15 protein-coding genes are annotated in these 18506 nt (G+C 64.5%); 7 read left to right on the top strand and 8 right to left on the bottom strand.

Going from position 1 to position 18506, the window contains the following annotated elements:
- Window positions 1–39 precede the first annotated feature (39 nt).
- Window positions 40–903, bottom strand: coding sequence for a thioredoxin (gene trxA, locus ACFSJC_RS17780; protein WP_386028530.1), 864 nt, complete (start codon window positions 901–903; stop codon window positions 40–42).
- A gap of 268 nt (window positions 904–1171) precedes the next feature.
- Between trxA and carA the strand changes: the two genes are divergently transcribed.
- The 3 genes from carA (at window position 1172) to greA (ending at window position 6183) form a co-directional block, all read left to right on the top strand.
- On the top strand, window positions 1172–2326 hold the full coding sequence (carA, locus tag ACFSJC_RS17775) for a glutamine-hydrolyzing carbamoyl-phosphate synthase small subunit (RefSeq protein WP_386028529.1): 1155 nt from the start codon (window positions 1172–1174) through the stop codon (window positions 2324–2326).
- 56 nt (window positions 2327–2382) lie between these two features.
- On the top strand, window positions 2383–5592 hold the full coding sequence (gene carB / locus ACFSJC_RS17770; protein ID WP_386028528.1) for a carbamoyl-phosphate synthase large subunit: 3210 nt from the start codon (window positions 2383–2385) through the stop codon (window positions 5590–5592).
- Between the two features lie 114 nt (window positions 5593–5706).
- Window positions 5707–6183 (top strand): transcription elongation factor GreA, encoded by a 477-nt coding sequence (gene greA, locus ACFSJC_RS17765; protein ID WP_386028527.1) that lies wholly within the window; start codon window positions 5707–5709, stop codon window positions 6181–6183.
- A gap of 126 nt (window positions 6184–6309) precedes the next feature.
- Here the strand turns inward: greA and ACFSJC_RS17760 are convergent, their stop codons facing one another.
- From ACFSJC_RS17760 to ACFSJC_RS17745, 4 genes are all read right to left on the bottom strand, one after another.
- Complete coding sequence (locus ACFSJC_RS17760; protein ID WP_386028526.1) at window positions 6310–7092, bottom strand: MinD/ParA family protein; 783 nt, start codon at window positions 7090–7092, stop codon at window positions 6310–6312.
- Window positions 7093–7129: 37 nt separating this feature from the next.
- Entirely contained in the window at window positions 7130–7669 is a 540-nt protein-coding gene (locus ACFSJC_RS17755) for an SPOR domain-containing protein (RefSeq protein ID WP_386028525.1), read from the bottom strand.
- Window positions 7670–8151: 482 nt separating this feature from the next.
- Window positions 8152–9480 carry an AAA family ATPase gene (locus tag ACFSJC_RS17750; protein WP_386028524.1) on the bottom strand — a complete coding sequence of 443 codons (1329 nt, stop codon included), beginning with the start codon at window positions 9478–9480 and terminating at the stop codon, window positions 8152–8154.
- Window positions 9481–9639: 159 nt separating this feature from the next.
- Window positions 9640–10494: an SDR family oxidoreductase gene (locus ACFSJC_RS17745; RefSeq protein ID WP_386028523.1), complete on the bottom strand. Its 855-nt coding sequence runs from the start codon at window positions 10492–10494 to the stop codon at window positions 9640–9642.
- 176 nt (window positions 10495–10670) lie between these two features.
- Between ACFSJC_RS17745 and ACFSJC_RS17740 the strand changes: the two genes are divergently transcribed.
- The 3 genes from ACFSJC_RS17740 to nudB all read left to right on the top strand — a co-directional run bounded on the left by ACFSJC_RS17740 (window position 10671) and on the right by nudB (window position 13592).
- Window positions 10671–10952, top strand: coding sequence for an FmdB family zinc ribbon protein (locus tag ACFSJC_RS17740; protein WP_386028522.1), 282 nt, complete (start codon window positions 10671–10673; stop codon window positions 10950–10952).
- Window positions 10953–11241: 289 nt separating this feature from the next.
- Window positions 11242–13020, top strand: a complete 1779-nt coding sequence (gene aspS, locus ACFSJC_RS17735) for an aspartate--tRNA ligase (RefSeq protein WP_386028521.1) — start codon at window positions 11242–11244, stop codon at window positions 13018–13020.
- Between the two features lie 8 nt (window positions 13021–13028).
- Window positions 13029–13592: a dihydroneopterin triphosphate diphosphatase gene (gene nudB / locus ACFSJC_RS17730; protein WP_386028586.1), complete on the top strand. Its 564-nt coding sequence runs from the start codon at window positions 13029–13031 to the stop codon at window positions 13590–13592.
- A 24-nt stretch (window positions 13593–13616) separates the two neighbouring features.
- On the opposite strand, the gene ACFSJC_RS17725 is transcribed toward nudB, so the two are convergent.
- Window positions 13617–14045, bottom strand: a complete 429-nt coding sequence (locus ACFSJC_RS17725; protein ID WP_386028520.1) for a CBS domain-containing protein — start codon at window positions 14043–14045, stop codon at window positions 13617–13619.
- Window positions 14046–14314: 269 nt separating this feature from the next.
- Between ACFSJC_RS17725 and ACFSJC_RS17720 the strand changes: the two genes are divergently transcribed.
- A complete protein-coding gene (locus tag ACFSJC_RS17720) occupies window positions 14315–16093 on the top strand; it encodes an ABC transporter transmembrane domain-containing protein (protein WP_386028519.1) in 1779 nt (592 codons plus the stop codon).
- A gap of 64 nt (window positions 16094–16157) precedes the next feature.
- Here the strand turns inward: ACFSJC_RS17720 and ACFSJC_RS17715 are convergent, their stop codons facing one another.
- On the bottom strand, window positions 16158–17906 hold the full coding sequence (locus tag ACFSJC_RS17715) for a Na/Pi cotransporter family protein (protein WP_386028518.1): 1749 nt from the start codon (window positions 17904–17906) through the stop codon (window positions 16158–16160).
- Window positions 17907–17962: 56 nt separating this feature from the next.
- Window positions 17963–18457 carry a universal stress protein gene (locus ACFSJC_RS17710; RefSeq protein WP_386028517.1) on the bottom strand — a complete coding sequence of 165 codons (495 nt, stop codon included), beginning with the start codon at window positions 18455–18457 and terminating at the stop codon, window positions 17963–17965.
- Window positions 18458–18506: the final 49 nt, after the last annotated feature.

Genomic DNA, 18506 nt, shown 5'->3' with positions numbered 1-18506 from the left:
CCCGGCGACCGATTTGGGCTGCCACGATCCGACGCTCGGTCAGTAGAGCGCGTTCATCATCTTGGCGCGGTAGTTGGCCACCAGATCGCCATTGCCGCCGAGCAGATCGAAGACAGCCAGCATGCCTTTACGGCCTGCATCCTCGCCGTAGGCGCGGTCGCGCTTCATGAGTTCCAGCAGCAGGTCGAGTGCGCCGGCGTGATCCCCGCGCAGCACGCGATGTGCGGCGAGCAGATAGCGCGCCTCGCTGTCCTTGGCATTGGTTTGGAGTCGGTCCGTCAGCGCATTTTCGGGCGGGGCATCGGTCAAAGCCGAAGCGAAACGCAGTCGGCCGCGCAGTGTGGCAACCTCGGGATCGTTGATGAGTTCGATCGGCAGGGCGTCGATCGATTCCAGTGCGGTCGTGACATCGCCTTCGGCGGCCATCAGCTGGAGTTCGGCCAGCGGAAGTCGGACGTTGTCGGGATCCTCGGTTCTGGTCTGCTCGATCAGCTTGCGTGCGCCATCGAGGTCGCTGGCGGCCAGCAGACGTTGCGCCTGGGCCAGCAATCCATCGGATGCGCGTGGGATGTGGCGGTCGAGGAATTCGCGGATCTGGGGTTCGGGCAGGGCCCCCATGAACTGGTCGACTGCGCGTCCCTCCCTGAAGAGCTGGACCGTTGGCAGACTGCGGATGCCGAATTGGGCCGCCAGCGCCTGTTCCTCCTCGGTGTTGACCTTGGCCAGCAGGAAACGGCCGCCGTATTCGTCAGCCAGCTTGGCGAGCAGGGGCATGAGCATGCGGCAGGGCGCACACCACTCGGCCCAGAAGTCGACCAGCACTGGACGGTCGAAGGAGCCGTCGAGAACGATGGACTGAAAATTTTCAGCAGTAACGATTACAACATTTGGGGAGTGGGTCATAGTTAAAGATGTCGAACTAGCTTGGAAACGAGACATAGCGGCCGAAAATAGCCATGCATCCGGATGGATTCAAGTCTCGGCGCCACCGGTTTGTGGTGTGTGCCGAGCATTCGGGCCGGTGCGACTCATGGACAGCATGGCGCCGCTTATTTAGAATTCGCCCGGGTCAGTGCGCAACCAGTGACCCAACCCTTTATACGTGCTGATGTCGCCGCCCGCGCTTCCCGCCGCCGCCGTCGCACGCCCTCGCTCGGATTCGGAGATACCCTTGAGAAAACCCGCAGTTCTGGTTCTGGAAGACGGCTCGGTCTTCCACGGAACGTCGATTGGCGCCGATGGGACTCGCGTCGGTGAAGTCGTTTTCAATACAGCGATGTCAGGCTATCAGGAGATCCTCACCGATCCCTCTTACCTGCGACAGCTCGTCACGCTCACCTATCCCCATATCGGCAATGTCGGAGTCAACCCCGAGGATGAGGAGTCTGGTGCCATCCAGGCGGCCGGCCTCATCATCCGCGACCTGCCGATCCTGCCGAGCAACTTCCGCATGCAGGAGACGCTGGACGCCTATCTGAGGCGGCAGAATGTCGTCGGGATCGCCGATATCGATACGCGCCGACTGACGCGCATCCTGCGCGAGAAGGGCGCGCAGAGCGGCTGTATTCTGGCGGGCGAGACGATCGACGTGGAGGTGGCGCTCGCCGAGGCGCGCGGCTTCCCCGGACTCAAGGGCATGGATCTGGCGCAGCACGCCTCGACTCAGGAGGCCTATTCCTGGACCCAGGGCGTGTGGCAGCTCTCGACCGGGTTGCCGGAGCCGGTGAAACCGATTGGCGACCAATTGCCCTACCACGTCGTCGCCTACGACTACGGCATCAAGCGCAATATCCTGCGCATGCTGGTCGAGCGCGGCTGTCATGTCACCGTGGTTCCGGCCCATATGCCGGCGGCGACCGTTCTGGCCCTGGAGCCGGACGGCGTCTTCCTGTCCAATGGACCGGGCGACCCCGAGCCCTGCGATTATGCGATCGCGGCCATCCGCGAGCTGTTGGAGACCGACATCCCGCTGTTCGGAATCTGTCTCGGGCACCAGTTGCTGGGTCTGGCCTGCGGCGCGCGCACGCTCAAGATGAAGTTCGGGCATCACGGCGCCAACCACCCGGTCCAGGACCTCAAGACCGGAGTCGTCATGATCAGCAGTCAGAACCATGGTTTCACGGTGGACGAGGAGAGCCTGCCGTCGACGGTCGAGGCGACGCACCGCTCGCTGTTCGATGGGTCGCTCCAGGGCATTCATCACCGCGAGCGTCCGGCCTTCAGTTTTCAGGGGCATCCCGAGGCCAGTCCTGGCCCCCATGATGTGGCACCCGTCTTCGACCATTTCATCGATCTGATGCGGGAACGTAAGGCCAATCTCGCCTGACCCGGCGTTTCCCACTCTTCGATAACCGGCGTGATTCGACAACCGCGTGACACACAATGCCCAAGCGTACTGATATAAAAAGCATTCTCATTATCGGCTCCGGACCCATCGTCATCGGTCAGGCGTGCGAGTTCGACTATTCCGGGGCGCAGGCCTGCAAGGCGCTGCGGGAGGAGGGGTACCGGGTCATTCTGGTCAACTCGAATCCGGCCACCATCATGACCGACCCCGAGATGGCCGATGCGACCTACATCGAGCCGGTCACCTGGCGTGCGCTTGCCGCCATCATCGAGAAGGAGCGCCCGGAGGCTCTGCTGCCCACCATGGGTGGCCAGACTGCCCTCAACTGCGCGCTCGATCTGGTACGCGAGGGCGTGCTCGAACAGTTCGGCGTGGAGCTGATCGGCGCCTCGCGCGAGGCGATCGACAAGGCCGAGGATCGCGATCTCTTCCGTCAGGCGATGCGCAAGATCGGGCTCGACATGCCGCGTTCGGCCGTCGCTCACAGCCTTGAGGAGGCCAATCAGGTTCAGGCCTCGATCGGTTTTCCCTCCATCATCCGCCCCTCCTTCACCATGGGCGGCAGTGGCGGCGGCATCGCCTACAACCAGGAGGAGTTCGAGGAGATCTGTCGGCGCGGCCTGGATCTCTCGCCGACCCGCGAGCTGCTGATCGAGGAATCGGTCCTCGGCTGGAAGGAGTACGAGATGGAGGTGGTCCGCGACAGTGCGGACAACTGCATCATCATCTGCTCGATCGAAAACCTCGATCCCATGGGCGTGCACACGGGCGATTCCATCACGGTCGCGCCGGCCCAGACCCTGACCGACAAGGAATATCAGATCATGCGTAACGCCGCGCTCGCGGTGTTGCGCGAGATCGGCGTCGATACCGGCGGATCGAACGTCCAGTTCGCCATCGATCCCGAAACGGGGCGGATGATCATCATCGAGATGAATCCGCGCGTGTCGCGCTCCTCGGCCCTGGCCTCCAAGGCGACCGGTTTTCCCATCGCCAAGGTCGCGGCCAAGCTGGCCGTGGGCTATACCCTCGACGAGTTGCGCAACGACATCACCGGTGGCTCGACTCCGGCCTCCTTCGAGCCGACCATCGACTATGTGGTCACCAAGATCCCGCGTTTCGCCTTCGAAAAATTCCCCCTGGCGGACGCCCGGCTGACCACCCAGATGAAATCGGTGGGCGAGGTCATGGCCATCGGCCGGACCTTCCAGGAATCGCTGCAGAAGGCCCTGCGCGGTCTGGAGATCGACCGTTACGGTCTGGACGAGATCGTCGATCTCGCCGATCCCGAGGCGCAGGAAAAGATTCGACTGGAGGTGCGCCAGACCGGCGCCGAGCGTCTCTTCTACGTCGCCGATGCATTCCGTGCCGGCATGACGCTCGATGAGATCCACGAACTCAGCCGCATCGATCCCTGGTTCCTGGCTCAGATCGAGGATCTGGTCGCCTCGGAGGGCGCGCTGCGCGCGGGAGGACGCGCCGGGCTGACCGTCGAGAGTCTGCGTGCGCTCAAGCGCAAGGGTTTCTCCGATCGGCGCATCGCCGGTCTGCTCGACGTCAAAGAGGCGGAGGTCCGCGAGCTGCGCCACGAATGGGGTCTGCATCCGGTCTACAAACGGGTCGACACCTGCGCGGCCGAGTTCGCCTCCAGTACCGCCTACATGTACTCTACCTATGAGGAGGAGTGCGAGGCCGAGCCCTCCGACCGGCGCAAGATCATGGTCCTGGGCGGTGGTCCCAACCGTATCGGTCAGGGTATCGAGTTCGACTATTGCTGCGTCCATGCCGCCTTCGCCATGCGCGACGACGGCTTCGAGACCATCATGGTCAACTGCAACCCCGAGACGGTTTCGACCGACTACGACACCTCCGATCGTCTCTATTTCGAACCGCTGACCCTGGAGGACGTGCTGGAGATCGTCGCCAAGGAGAAGCCCTTCGGCGTCATCGTGCAGTACGGCGGTCAGACCCCGCTGAAGCTGGCGCGTGCGCTGGAGGCGGCCGGCGTGCCCATCATCGGCACCACCCCGGACAGCATCGACCTGGCCGAGGACCGCGAGCGCTTCCAGCAGCTGATCCAAGAGCTGGGCCTGCGTCAGCCGCCCAACGCCACAGCGCGCAGCGAGGCCGAGGCGATCGAGCGCGCCGCGCAGATCGGTTATCCGCTGGTGGTGCGGCCCTCCTACGTGCTGGGCGGGCGGGCGATGGAGATCGTCTACGAGGAGGCCGAGCTCAACCGTTATATGCGCGAGGCAGTGCGGGTCTCGAACGAGTCGCCCGTGCTGCTGGACCGCTTCCTCGACGATGCCATCGAGATCGACGTGGACGCCATCTGCGACGGCCACGACGTGCTGATCGGCGGGATCATGGAGCACATCGAGCAGGCTGGCGTGCATTCGGGCGACTCGGCCTGCTCGCTGCCGCCCTACACTCTGCCGCCGCTGATCCAGGATCGGATGCGCGAGCAGATGACCAAGCTCGCCCGTGCGTTGAACGTGGTGGGCCTGATGAACGCCCAGTTCGCGGTCAAGAGCGACGCCGTCTTCATTCTCGAAGTGAATCCGCGCGCCTCGCGGACCGTGCCCTTCGTCTCCAAGGCCATCGGCATTCCCCTGGCCAAGGTCGCTGCGCGTTGCATGGCCGGCAAATCGCTGGAGGAGCAGGGGCTGACGCGCGAGGTTCGGCCCAAGCACTATTTCGTCAAGGAGGCCGTCTTCCCCTTCGTCAAATTCCCGGGCGTCGATTCGGTGCTGGGTCCCGAGATGAAGTCGACCGGCGAGGTCATGGGTGTGGGCGAGAGCTTCGGCGAGGCCTATGCCAAGTCTCAGGAGGGGGCTGGCACGATGCTGCCTCGCAAGGGCGGCAGGGCTCTGCTCAGCGTGCGCGAGGCCGACAAGGTGCGGCTGATCCATGTGGCGCGCGATCTGCTCGATTTCGGCTTCACGCTCTATGCGACCCACGGGACGGCCGCTGCGGTGCGTGCGGCAGGCTTGGAGTGTACCGGTGTCAACAAGGTGGCCGAGGGCCGACCGCACATCGTCGACATGATCAAGAACAACGAGGTCGGCTTCATCGTGAACACGACCGAGGGGGCCAAGGCGATCGCCGATTCGGCCGCGATTCGTCGTGCCGCGCTGCAGAACAAGGTCACCTACACGACCACGATCTCGGGTGCCGAGGCGACCTGTTTGGCGTTGAAGCAACTGGACATCGTCAGCGTCAATCGGTTACAAGATCTGAACTGATTCGAACCATAGCGGGCGCCGACGAGCGCCCGTGCTCTTTTGTATATGGCCTGCAAGGGGCCTGTTTCGCGGCGCATTGCGTGCGCCGCGATAAATTCATACGAGGGAATCACCATGACCAAGGTACCTCTGACCGCCAGGGGCGCTGAGCAGTTGCGCGAAGAGTTGGATCGGTTGAAGCGGGTTGAACGTCCACGCATCATCGAGGCGATCGCCGAGGCGCGTGCCCATGGCGATCTCAAGGAGAACGCCGAGTATCACGCGGCACGCGAGCAGCAGGGCTTCGTCGAGGGACGGATCAAGGATATCGAGGGCAAGCTGTCGAACGCCCAGATCATCGACGTCACCACGCTTGCGGCGAACGGCAAGGTGGTCTTCGGTGCGACCGTCAAGGTGCTGGAGCTCGACAAGGACGAGGAGCTCTGCTACCAGATCGTCGGCGACGACGAGGCCGACCTCAAGAAGGGCATGATCTCGGTCAGCTCGCCCATCGCGCGTTGTCTGATCGGCAAGTCGGAAGGCGATGTCGCCTCGCTCGACGCGCCCGGTGGTGTCAGAGAGTTCGAGATCCTCGAGGTCCTCTACATCTGAGGCCTTCGTCTTTCGTCGCTCGTCCCGGGCAGGCTCGACGGGCCTGATCCGGGGCGGTGCGGCGAGGGTCGTCTCTGCAGTCCAGCCGCCCCTGTCGTCCCGTCCCGTTCGCCTGAATGGCGCGTCCTAGTGTCCGATCAGTTTGCGCAGGAAGCGTCCCAGGCTGCTCTTGAGGTTCTTGTCATGCTTGATCAGGCGCATGGCGGCCTCGTTGATACGCTGTGCGCTGGCCGATCTGGGGTTGAGCATGAGATGCGGCTTCTGCGCCAGGATGCTCTTCTCGATCAGCGGATCGACCGGGACGTAACCGATGCATTCGAGCGAGCCGTGCATGAACTTGTCCGTGACGCCGGTCAGGCGTGATGCGATTCGGCGTGCGTCATTGGCCGAGGTGGCGCAGTTCACGAGCAGTTTGAGCGGCTTGGCCTCCTCGGCCAGCACGGTCTTGATGATGCCGTAGGCGTCGGTCAGGGAGGTTGGGTGCGGCGTGGTGACGATGAGGGCGTCGTCGGCCGCGAGCACGAAGCGGACGACGTTGTCTCCGATTCCCGCTCCCGTGTCGATGATGAGGACGTCGTAGCCGCCCAGTCCTTCCAGGTCGCGCATGACGTTTTGGCGTTCGGTCTCGCCCAGGTTGGCGAGTTCGGCGATACCGCTGGCCCCGGCGATGAGATCGATCCCGTAGTCCGTCTTCATGACGATCTCGGACAGGGTCTTGTGTCCACGGACCACGTCGTGGATCGTGAGCTTGGGAATGATGCCGAGCATCACGTTGAGATTTGCCAGGCCCAGATCGCCATCGAGCATGAGGACTCGGCGCCCGGTGCGGGCGATGGCGATACCCAGATTGATGGAGAGGGTGGTTTTGCCGACTCCGCCTTTTCCTGATGTGACGCAAAGGGTATGCATGGGTTGGGTCGCTATCTCGGCAGCCTGTTTGGTTGGATCATTCCGGCGTCCCGCGCGCGGGCGCGTCGGGGCGCGTCACTCGGGTCACCAGGCACTGATGCCCCTGCGCGCGCAGCTGCGCGCACCAGCGTCTGGCCTCTGCTTCGTCGGTCCATTCCTCCGCGCGCAGTCGATGAAACGCGTCGCGCGCGTCGCCGTAGCTCGATTGGCTGATTGTCAGTGTCAGCCCTTTCAGCATGGCCCCGTAGTGCCGGATGAAGAGCGCGCGGTCGATCTCGACCTTTTCGAGCGAGCGCCCGGCGAGCAATTGTACGTGCCAGCGATAACGTGGTGGAGTTTCGGCGCGCGTTTCCGAACCCGTTTCGACACTGGATTCGGTCTGTTCTGCGAGCGGTTCGGTTTCCGTGGGCACCGTTTGGGTCGCGACTTCGGGTGCCGTCTGGGTGGGCGGCGCCGGTACGCTTTCGATCTCCGCAGCTTCGGGCGGCGAGGTCGTTTTCGCAACGCGGGGCTCTTGTACGCCTGGCTCCGATTCTTCGGCCGGCGCGTTCGGCGTCTCCGTTGCCGTCGACGCCATGTCTTTGGGTTCGGTCTGGTCTTGGGGGCTTGGCTCCGTTGCTGATTGGCTTGCTGGCTCGGCGGGCGTCTCCGTGACGGGTTCGCTCGATGCCAGCTTCCGGGATTCGGTTTGGTCTTGGGAGAGGGGCTCCGACGCAGGTTCGGTTGCGGGCTCGATCGGCGGTTCCTGCGTCGGTGCCGCTGTAGCGATCTCCTGGCTGTTCGGTTCGGCGATTGGGGGCGACTTCGAGCTTGCGGCTGGTTCCTGGGCCTGTGACAGTCGGGTATCGGGGGTTGGCGCGGGGGCGATCTCCTGCAACTTGGGTAGCGGCAGCGACACCGGCGGCAATTGCTCCAGCCAGCGCGGGTCCGGTGAACCATGGGGCTCCAGAGGGAGCGGCTGGAGCGGATCGGCCAATGCGACGGCCACGGGCAAGAGCAGTGCGAGGCCCCAGCAACTCTTGTGTCTCGTCGTTCTGACGAGGGATCGGTTCGTTGCCGTCATTGTTCGTTCCCGCTCGGCAGATCGATGGTGCAGCTGGTGGTGCCGTCGCGACTTGCCTGCTCGCCGCAGAGCATCAGCTGCTCCCGATTCTCCGCGACCAGGCGCGCCGCCAGGAGAAGTTCGCGATAGGCGGTCTCGTCGGACTGTGCCAGGAGCCAACTTCCAGCCTGCCAGTATTGCTCGGAACCGATCAGGCGCGCGCCCATCTCTATGCGGTGCTGCGGGTCTGCTATCCAGGCGCGCAACAGCAGGACGGCCGGTACGGCAAGGACGATCAGTGCCAGGATCGCAAGGGCCTTTGGCGTCGGTCGCAGGAGTCGGGCGAGGACATTCGGTCGCTGCGTGGCCGCGAAGAGCGTTTCGAGTGCCTCGGCGTCCTGGTGGCGCATCGCCTTATCGGGATCGTAGAGACGCGATAGCGGGTCGATCCTCCACCCCTCGATTCCCTTGAGCATCGTCTCCCGGTAATACCCCATGCGCTCCTGGCGCGTTCGGAACAACCAGGTGCCGTCCGGCTGGTCACCCAGCTCGCCCAGCGTGAGCCACTCGGTCGCCAGCTCAAGGTAGGCCTGACTGATTGGGGTCGTCGTGCTCTGCATGAGAACGGGTTGCTCGGGGAGAGGCTCTCCGGCCAGGCTGTCGTCGAACGGGATCTCGGTCATCAGCGTCATGCGACCGAAATCCTGGCGCACATGGGTGAGCAGCTTCTGGTCGGATTCGGTCGAGCTGTGGGCGCCGATCAGCAGATAGAGTCCATAGAGCGGCTGCGGCAGCCCGGCGCGCAGTCGCGTGACGGCCTTGAGCAGATCCGGCAGGTTGTCCAGGAGCTTGCGCTCGCAGGCCAGCGGAAGCAGTACCCGATGCGCCGCGACCAGGGCGTTGCGGGTGAATGGATTGAATGATGGTGGGCAGTCGAGCACCACATGGTCGAAGTCGATCGAGAGGGAGGGCAGGGAGGCGAGGGCCTGAAGGAGCCGGGTGTGGCCGTCCTCCATCGTGGCCAGCGAATCCTCGAGCGCGCCCATTGCCTCGCCGGCCGGGGCTAGGTAGATCTCGGTGATCTTGGTCGCTCCGATCATTTCTCGGGTCAGCTTGGCCTCGGTGATGGCGCTCTCGCTGCCGCCGCGGTCTTGGCCCTCGTACCCCATGGCCCGGCTGGCGCTGCGTTTGGGGTCGAGGTCCACCAGCAACACCGAATGGCCCGCTGCGGCCAGGCCCAGCGAGAGGTTGATCGCTGTCGTGGTGGCGCCGACGCCTTCCCGCTGGCCGAAGACGGCGATGATTTCCGGTGAAAGCCTTGGCTGTTGCTGTGTCTTGCGTGTCATGAGGCCACCGCTTTGGAAGTGAGAGGAGCTGGAATCGATCGGGCGGTGCATGCGCCCCGCGCTTTCCTGTCAGGGCTCGGCGGCGGCGCCGTATCGGCGGCTGGCGTTCCCTGCGATCGATCCTTGGACGTCATCTTCTGGTCCGTTCCCGCGATTCGCTCAGCCTCGTCCACCCCGCGATACCCGAGCGAGAAACCAGTCCATTCCACTGGTCGGAAGCAAGCGTTTGAGCGTACCGAGCAGGTATGTCGGAAAGGTGACATAATAACGCGCCTTCGGTCTCGGGTTCTCCAGCGCGTGGACAAGCCTTTTCAGTACCGCCTCGGGTGGCAGGGTGAAGGGCTGCGCGGCTCCCTGCTTGGTCAGGCGCGCCTCGGCCAGCAGGTAGGCTTCGCGGTGCGGGCTGCGCTCGATGTCGATTCGGTCCCTGAAGGCGCGGTGCGCGTTCTCGCGAAAGCGGCTCAGAATGGGGCCTGGCTCGATCAACGAGACCTGAATCCCGGTTCCGCGCAGCTCAAGGCGCAGGGCGTCGGTCAGACCTTCCAGGGCGAACTTGCTGGCCACATAGGCCCCGCGAAAGGGGAGTGCGGCCAGTCCCAGTACCGAGCTGTTATGGACGATCCGCCCATGTCCCTGGCGACGCATGATGGGAACGACCCGGCAGGTCAGATCGTGCCATCCGAGCAGATTCGTTTCCAGTTGCGCGCGCAAGGTGTCGCGGCTGAGGTCCTCGACCGCGCCGGGTTGTCCGTAGGCGCCGTTGTTGAAGAGCGCGTCCAGACGGCCGCCGGTGAGCGACAATGCCTCATCGAGACCTCGACGGATACTCTCGGGATCGTCCAGGTCCAACTGGACGGCGTTCAAGCCCTCGGAGGCGAGTCGGGCGACGTCCTCGGGGTGGCGCGCCGAGGCGATGACCGTCCAACCGCGTGCGGCCATGCCCTTGGCGCACTGATAGCCGATTCCGCTGGAACAGCCGGTGACGAGCAGCGAGGGCGCATCGGTTTGGTGCATGAGGGTCAGAGTTGATCGATGGCGTCAGAAAGCATGTATCCATTAAGGCGGATCTCGCCGTCGGCTGCAACCGTTTCGACCTCTGTCGGCCAACGGCCGAGAGGCTAGATTTTCGATGCGCGAAACCCGATTGGTTTCGCGTCTTGGTCCACTGATGTTTGATTGAGGAATGACAGATGCCGTTCTACGAGTATCGTTGCGAGAGCTGTGGTCATGAGCTGGAGAAGATGCAGAAGATCAGCGATCCACCGCTGACCGACTGCCCCGCCTGTGGTCAGCCCGCCCTGAAGAAGCTCATCTCGGCCGCCGGGTTCCGTCTCAAAGGCGGCGGCTGGTACGAGACCGACTTCAAGAAGGGCGGAACCAAGAAGAACCTGCATGATGGCGGGGAGAAAACGGCCGCCTCCAAGCCGGAAAGCTCCTCGTCCACAAAATCCTCCAAAAAGGACGCCGCCTGAGGGTTTTCCGGGTTTCGCAAGACCCCGTCCGGATCCTGCAGGCGCGTCCCGAGGTCCGGATGGGGCGATTGCGGAATCCGTGAGGCATCGAACCCCTTCTCCGCAGCGCGTCGATCTTGGGTGCCGTGTTCAGGTGTCCGACGTGGATCCTGGGTCGCCCAGATCGTCGCGTGTCGCTTCGTACTTGCGCTAACCAATTGCGAACAGTACTCTTCCCTGCTTTTTCATGATGGTCCCAGGCCGTTTCCGAGCCGGGCCGTACACCGTTAACAGATGGGGCGATAGACCGATGCGCACGCATTATTGTGGAGACTTGAACAGCAGTCATGATGGCCAGGAGGTCGTGCTCTGCGGCTGGGTTCAACGTCGGCGCGACCATGGCGGCGTCATCTTCATCGATCTGCGTGACCGCGAGGGCTTGGTCCAGGTGGTGTTCGATCCGGACCGCGCCGAGATTTTCTCGCGCGCCGAGCAGGTCCGCAGCGAATTCGTGCTCAGGATCACCGGTCGGGTGCGTCCGCGCCCCGAGGGGACCATCAATCCGGACCTGTCGACCGGCGAGATCGAGGTTTTGGGTCTGGATCTGGAGATCCTGAGCGCCTCCGAGACCCCGCCGATCCAGCTCGACACCCATTCGGCCGACGCCTCGGAAGAACTCCGGCTGCGCTATCGTTACCTCGACCTGCGTCGCCCCGAGATGCAGACGCGTTTGCGTACCCGCAGCCGCGTCACCCAGGTGATGCGCAATTTCCTCGATGCCAATGGCTTCCTGGACATCGAGACGCCCATCCTCACCAAGTCCACCCCCGAGGGCGCGCGCGATTATCTGGTGCCCAGCCGCACCCATCCGGGCGAGTTCTTCGCGCTGCCCCAGTCGCCGCAGCTGTTCAAGCAGCTGCTGATGATGTCGGGCATGGACCGCTACTATCAGGTCGCCCGCTGCTTCCGCGACGAGGACCTGCGCGCCGATCGTCAGCCCGAGTTCACCCAGCTCGACATCGAGGTCTCCTTCATGACCGAGGATGAGCTGATGGGGATGATGGAGGGGATGATCCGCACCCTCTTCCGCGAGGTGAACGGGGTCGAGCTGCCCGATCCCTTCCCGCGTCTGACCTATGCCGAGTCCATGAACCGCTTCGGTTCGGACCGGCCCGACCTGCGCGTGCCGCTGGAGCTGATCGACGTCGCCGACCTCATGGACGGCGTCGATTTCAAGGTCTTCTCCGGTCCGGCCAAGGATCCCGACGGCCGCGTGGTCGCCCTGCGTCTGCCCAAGGGCGGCGAGCTGAGCCGCAAGGAGATCGACGGCTACACCAACTTCGTCGGCATCTACGGCGCCAAGGGTCTGGCCTACATCAAGGTCAACGATTGGGCCGCCAAGGGTCGCGAGGGTCTGCAGTCGCCCATCCTCAAGTTCCTGCCGGACGAGGCGGTCCAGGGCATCATGGAGCGCACGGGTGCCGAGGACGGCGATCTGATCTTCTTCGGCGCCGACAAGGCCAAGGTGGTCAACGAGTCGATCGGCGCGCTGCGCGTCAAGCTCGGCCAGGATCGCGGTCTGATGGCGGACGAGTGGCGTCCGCTGTGGGTGGTCGACTTCCCCATGTTCGAGCACGACGCCAACAACAACCGCTGGGCGGCCCTGCATCACCCCTTCACCGCGCCGAAGGAGGAGCAGCTCGATAGCCTCGAACAGGATCCGGGCGCCTGTCTCTCGCGCGCCTACGACATGGTCCTCAATGGCACCGAGGTTGGCGGCGGCTCCATCCGTATCCATCGCGATAGCGTCCAGCGCCGTGTCTTCAAGCTGCTCAACATCAGCGACGAGCAGGCCGAGGACCGCTTCGGCTTCCTGTTGCGGGCGCTCAAGTTCGGCTGCCCGCCCCACGGCGGTATCGCGTTCGGCCTGGATCGACTGGTGATGCTCATGACCGGCGCCGGCTCCATTCGTGACGTCATGGCCTTCCCCAAGACCCAGACTGCGGCCTGTCTCCTGACCGACGCGCCCTCGGCGGTGGACGAGGCGCAGCTCAAGGAACTCGCTCTACGCCTCAGAGCCAAGGCTTGAACTCTGGAATGCGGCGTTTCGTGATCGGCGGAACGTCGGATCCCGAAGCGGGATCCGACGCGAAGCCGGCGTCGGACGCCGGTCTGGAGGGCGCGGGCGTTGCGGAGACGCTGGAGCGCAAGCGCCCTCAGTCGGTGCTGGTCGTCATCTGTACCCGAGGCGGCGAGTATCTGCTGCTGCGGCGGACCCGCCCGGCGGGATTCTGGCAGTCGGTGACCGGTAGCCTGTCGCCGGGCGAGACTCCCAGACACGCCGCCGCGCGCGAGTTGAGGGAGGAGACCGGGCTGCTCGCGGGTGGCGCGCTCATCGACATGCGCCAGTCCGTGCTCTTTCCCATCATCCGTCCCTGGTGTAAGCGCTATGGCCCGAACATTTGCTTCAACCGCGAGTATTGGTTCGCCATCGTCCTGGATGGGCGTCGGTGCGTGCGTCTGAATCCGCGCGAACATCAGGAATACCGCTGGCTGCCGGCGCGCGAGGCGTCGCGGCTCACAGGCTCCTGGACCAATCGAGACGCCATTTTGGCCCTGGACGGCGCGCTCGGAGCGATCCCGGTCTCGCGCGGGCGCTGAAGGTCTCGCCGAACGGTTAGCCGGTCATGGCAGCAGAATGCGCTCCAGCTGTTCGACGGAAAAGCGGCGGCCCTCATTGAGCGATTTGACGATGTCCCCTATCGAGACGATGCCCAGGATCATCCCGTCGTCGAGCACCGGCAGGTGACGCACGCAGCGCTCGGTCATGACCGCCATTGCCTGGTCGAGTGTCAGGTCTGGGGGCGCGCAGACCACATGCCGGGTCATGATGTCCCGCACTGGGGTCTCCTTGGGCGAGCGTGAGTTGTGCACGGCGTCTCGGGCGTAATCCCGCTCGGAGAGCAGACCGATCGGTCCGGTGTCGTCGATCACCACCACTGCGCCGATCCGACGCTCGGCCATGAGCGAGAGTGCCTCGTGGACGCTGGCGTCGGGGGCGATCGACCAGAGACGACTGCCTTTCTGGTCGAGCAGTTCCAGGACTGTCTTCATGATTGCTCCGGACGGGGGGCTGTCTGGTATTCCGCCGTCGATTGCCGTTGCACGCTGGGCCGCGAAGGTCCTGGGATGCGAACGACCTTGCGCTAAAAGATAGACATGTGATTCCAAACCCCGAGGTTTCAACGGGGTTTCCTGGGTTTCGGTCCTGCTGGTACGCTCGGTGCCTGGCATTTCATCGCCTTTCCCCTTATGTGTGAGGGCTCTGTATCGCACCTCGTCGTCGACGGGGATGTCCGTTCGTATTCGTTCGAGAGACGTTCATGCGCCATCAAGCGACCGCCACTATCAACCGCCCAGGCACCCGTGATCTGGGTGCGCTGAGACATCTGATCCGCTTCACCCGTCCCTATGCCAGACGCATGGCGCTGGCCCTGGTGGCGCTCGTGCTCGCCGCCGGGTCCGTGCTGGCCTTCGGGCAGGTGATCCGCGTCGTGGTCGATTCGGGACTTGGGACGGGCTCGGTCGAGGCGCTGAACAGCTCGCTGGCGCTCTTCCTCGGCGTCGTCGTGCTCACCGCCGGTGCCATGATGGCGCGCAGCTATCTGCTCAACTGGATCGGCGAGCGGGTGGTGGCCGACATCCGCAGGGCCGTTTTCGAGCGGGTGCTGGAGCTCGATGTGGGATTCTTCGAGACCACCCGTGCGGGCGAGGTCATCTCGCGTCTGACCAGCGATACGGCGCTGCTGCAGGTGGTGGTGGGCTCGACGCTCGCCATGTCGCTGCGTACCTCGCTGCTGGTCGTGGGCGGTGTGGTCATGCTGGCCGTGACCAGCCCCGCGTTGACGGGGCTGGTGCTGATCGGTTTGCCGTTGGTGATCGGGCCGGCCTGGTTCCTGGGGCGGCGGGTGCGTCGGCTGTCGCGTACCAGTCAGGACCGCATCGCCGATGTCGGGGCCTATGTCGACGAGGTCATCCACGGCATCCGCACCGTGCAGGCCTGCTGTCACGAGCCGGTCGACCGGCGTCATTACGCCGAGCAGGTGGAGGCGGCATTCGACGTCGCCATGGACCGCTCGGCCAACAGTGCGATCCTGTCCGGAACCGCGACCCTGCTCACCTTCGGCGCCATCGGCGTGGTGCTCTGGGTCGGCGGGCACCGGGTGCTGGATGGCACCCTGAGCGGCGGCGAACTCTCGGCCTTTCTCTTCTATGCCATCGTGGTGGCCGGGGCCGTGGGCTCGCTCAGCGATCTGGTCGGTCAACTGCTGCGCGGCGCCGGCGCCAGCGAGCGTCTGATGGAACTGCTGGCGATACGCCCCGCGATCGAGCCGCCGGCCGAGCCGCTCGCCCTGCCGACGCCGTCGCGTGGGGAGATCGCCTTCGAGTCGGTACGTTTCGTCTATCCGGCGCGTCCAGAGGCGGCGGCACTGGACGATCTGACCCTGACCATCGCGACGGGCGAACGCGTGGCGCTGGTCGGTCCCTCGGGTGCCGGCAAGAGCACGCTCATTCAGCTTCTGCTCCGTTTCTACGATCCGGCACAGGGCACGATCCGCTTCGATGGGGTCGATATCCGTCAGGTGGATCCGAGCGATCTGCGCAGCCGTATCTCGCTGGTGCCGCAGGATCCCGTCATCTTCGGTGCCAACGCCTGGGACAACATCCGTTACGGTCTGGAGGCGAGCGACGCCGCCGTGCTGCGCGCCGCAGAGGCTGCCCATGCGCTCGACTTCATCGAGCGTCTGCCCGATGGATTCGACACCTATCTCGGCGAGCGTGGCGTCCGGCTGTCCGGGGGCGAGCGCCAGCGTATCGCTATCGCCCGCACCATCCTGCGCGATCCGGCCCTGCTGCTGCTCGACGAGGCGACCAGCGCCCTCGATGCCGAGAGCGAGCGTCTGGTCCAAGATGCCTTGGAGCGCCTCATGCACGCACGCACCAGCATCGTGATCGCCCATCGGCTGGCCACCGTGCGCAATGCCGATCGCATCCTGGTCCTGGACCAGGGCCGGATCGTCGCCTCCGGTCGGCACGATGAGCTGATGGCCGAGGGCGGGCTCTACGCCCGACTCGCGACACTCCAGTTCCAGGACGGTTGAGGGCGCGCGCAGGTTCACTAGGACACGAAGTTTCGCCAGCGGTCAGACTGCTCTGGCGGCTGAATCAAGCCGCTTCGTCCGCCGTCTCGTCTCCATCGACCGTCTTGGCCATGCGCTTGGCGAAATAGAAGATGCGCTTGAGCTTTTCGAGGATGTCGATCTCCAGCGTGTAGGCGGGGATGCGGTTTGGCTCCTCGGCGACCAGGCGGCGTGCCTGGTGGGCGGCCGCCGACTCGGCAATTCGGGCGATCTCCTGTTTCATCGAGGTGACGGTGCGTGCGGCGATCTCATTGTTCTGCGCGACCGCCTGTAGCGCAGCGGCCAGCGAGCGACTGACCGCGCGGTGCAGTCCGAGCAAGACCTCGCGGGTTGGTTCGCTGATGGAGACGTCGGCGTCGATCCGCTCGCGTCCGCGGTCCACCAGATCGGTCTCGATCAGGTCGCCGATGTTCTCCAGATCGTTGGCTGCATCCAGCAGGCGCAGCAGTTCGCGGGTCTGTCGCTCGGTCAGGGTGCTGCGGCTGATTTGGCCGAGATAGGCGATGATCTGCGCGTGCAGTGTGTCGACGTCGTTGTCCAACAGCTCGATCTCGCGCAACGCCTGGCGGTCTCCGCTCAGGATGGCCGGCATGATGCGTCTCATCATGGTCTGAACGCTTTCGCCCATGTGCAGGATTTCGAGCCGTACCCGATCGAGCGCGAGCGACGGCGTCGTGAGCAGTTCCTCGTCGAGATACTTGGCCTGGACGATGAAGGTTTGTTCGCCGAGCGGTTTGTCCGGGATCAGCCATTCGGCCAGGCGCGCGAACTGTCCGGTCAGTCCGATGAAGATCAGGGTGTTGGCCAGGTTGAAGATGCTGTGCGCGTTGGCGATCTGGCGTGGAACCTCGGCGGCCAGTCGCGCGCTGCCCGAGAGTTCTGGGTACGCGGGCGAGACCCACTGGACCAAGAGCGCGAGCTGGTCGATCAGCCCGAACCAGATGATCACCCCGGCGACGTTGAAGATGACGTGAACCAGCGCGGCCCGCACGGCCTCGCGCGGCTTGCCGATGGAGGCCAGCATGGCGGTGACGCAGGTGCCGATGTTGGCGCCGAAGGCGAGCGCGATTCCCGCCGGGAGGGTCAGAAAGCCCTGGCTGGCCATGACGATCGCGATGCCGGTGGTGGCGGCCGAGGACTGGATCAGTCCGGTGAAGACGGCGGCGACCAGGATGCCGACCACCGGTCGTTCGAGCGTGGTCATGAAATCCAGGAACGGCTGGTAGGTCCGCAGTGGTGCCATGGCGTCGCTCATGACCGTCATCCCGAAGAAGATGAGCCCCAGTCCCATGATCATGCTGCCGTAGTGCCGGGCCGATTCGCGCTTGCTCGCGAAGGGCATGGCGAAACCGATGCCGATCATCAGCAGGGCCGCCTGATCGATGCGAAAGGCGATGAGTTGGGCGGTGACAGTGGAGCCGATGTTGGCCCCCATGATGACGCCGACCGATTGGGCGAGCGACATGAGCCCGGCGCTGATGAAGCCGACGACCAGCACGGTCGTGACCGATGACGAGTTGATGATGGCGGTCACGAAGGCGCCGGTCAGCGCCCCCATGAAGCGGTTGGTGGTGAGCTTGGCCAGGATGCCCTTCATGCGCTCGCCAGCGACCGCCGTGAGCGCGGTCGCCATCTGGTCCATGCCGGACAGGAACAGGGCCAGACCGCCGAACAGACCCATCCCCATGAATGTCCAGTCGATGCTGTCCGTCCCCGAGAGGCCGTCGGCGGCACTCGCCGCGCCCATGATCGCGACCATCGACAGGCCGAGCACGAGGCGCCATCGACCTAGCGACGCATGGCCTGGGCTGATGCTGACTGTCGCTCGCCTCATGGTGAATCGGTTCTCGTCTGGGTGTGCACGGACTTGACGATGGTGACCGGGATCCGGGCGCGATGCGTGACGCGTTCGGCCACCGAGCCGATAAACAGATGTTTGAGCCCGGTCAGCCCCTTGCTGCCCATGACGATCATGCTGGCCGAGCGCTGGACGGCGATCTCCAGAATGCGGGAGCTGGGAAGGCCCTTGACCAGAAGCGACTCAAGCTCGTTCGGCTTGCCGAGCTCGGGGTGCCGTTTGCCGAGGGTGCGTAGAAAGTCGCTCAGCATGTCCGCTGCACCGTCCTCGATCCGGTGCAGCTGCTTCTTCTTGAGCGCGCGGCTGTAATAGCCCTGCATGGTTCCCGGGTCATGGACCACGTGCAGGATGAGCAGGGGGCTCTTGTGGCACTTGGAGAGCTCGACCGCCCACAACAGGGCCGCCTCGGAATGGCTGGAAAAGTCGACAGGGACCAGGATGGGGCGGATGTCCGTCTCGTTGCTCATGGGTGTTCCGGTGCGGTTCGTCTTGCGTGATGCACACGGCGTGCATCGA

Origin of the sequence: Thiorhodococcus fuscus (assembly GCF_042682685.1) — a bacterium.
In the GTDB taxonomy this organism is placed as follows: domain Bacteria; phylum Pseudomonadota; class Gammaproteobacteria; order Chromatiales; family Chromatiaceae; genus Imhoffiella; species Imhoffiella fuscus.
This window is presented reverse-complemented; position numbering and strand designations above follow the sequence as displayed.

What these genes read in the sequence shown, in the direction of transcription:
- ACFSJC_RS17725 (WP_386028520.1), bottom strand. Translation starts at nt 14,045, where the DNA reads ATGAAGACAGTCCTGGAACTGCTCGACCAGAAAGGCAGTCGTCTCTGG.
- ACFSJC_RS17745 (WP_386028523.1), bottom strand. Translation starts at nt 10,494, where the DNA reads ATGCACCAAACCGATGCGCCCTCGCTGCTCGTCACCGGCTGTTCCAGC.
- trxA (WP_386028530.1), bottom strand. Translation starts at nt 903, where the DNA reads ATGACCCACTCCCCAAATGTTGTAATCGTTACTGCTGAAAATTTTCAG.
- greA (WP_386028527.1), top strand. Translation starts at nt 5,707, where the DNA reads ATGACCAAGGTACCTCTGACCGCCAGGGGCGCTGAGCAGTTGCGCGAA.
- nudB (WP_386028586.1), top strand. Translation starts at nt 13,029, where the DNA reads ATGCGGCGTTTCGTGATCGGCGGAACGTCGGATCCCGAAGCGGGATCC.
- ACFSJC_RS17750 (WP_386028524.1), bottom strand. Translation starts at nt 9,480, where the DNA reads ATGACACGCAAGACACAGCAACAGCCAAGGCTTTCACCGGAAATCATC.
- ACFSJC_RS17760 (WP_386028526.1), bottom strand. Translation starts at nt 7,092, where the DNA reads ATGCATACCCTTTGCGTCACATCAGGAAAAGGCGGAGTCGGCAAAACC.
- ACFSJC_RS17740 (WP_386028522.1), top strand. Translation starts at nt 10,671, where the DNA reads ATGCCGTTCTACGAGTATCGTTGCGAGAGCTGTGGTCATGAGCTGGAG.
- ACFSJC_RS17720 (WP_386028519.1), top strand. Translation starts at nt 14,315, where the DNA reads ATGCGCCATCAAGCGACCGCCACTATCAACCGCCCAGGCACCCGTGAT.
- carB (WP_386028528.1), top strand. Translation starts at nt 2,383, where the DNA reads ATGCCCAAGCGTACTGATATAAAAAGCATTCTCATTATCGGCTCCGGA.
- ACFSJC_RS17755 (WP_386028525.1), bottom strand. Translation starts at nt 7,669, where the DNA reads ATGGCGTCGACGGCAACGGAGACGCCGAACGCGCCGGCCGAAGAATCG.
- aspS (WP_386028521.1), top strand. Translation starts at nt 11,242, where the DNA reads ATGCGCACGCATTATTGTGGAGACTTGAACAGCAGTCATGATGGCCAG.
- ACFSJC_RS17710 (WP_386028517.1), bottom strand. Translation starts at nt 18,457, where the DNA reads ATGAGCAACGAGACGGACATCCGCCCCATCCTGGTCCCTGTCGACTTT.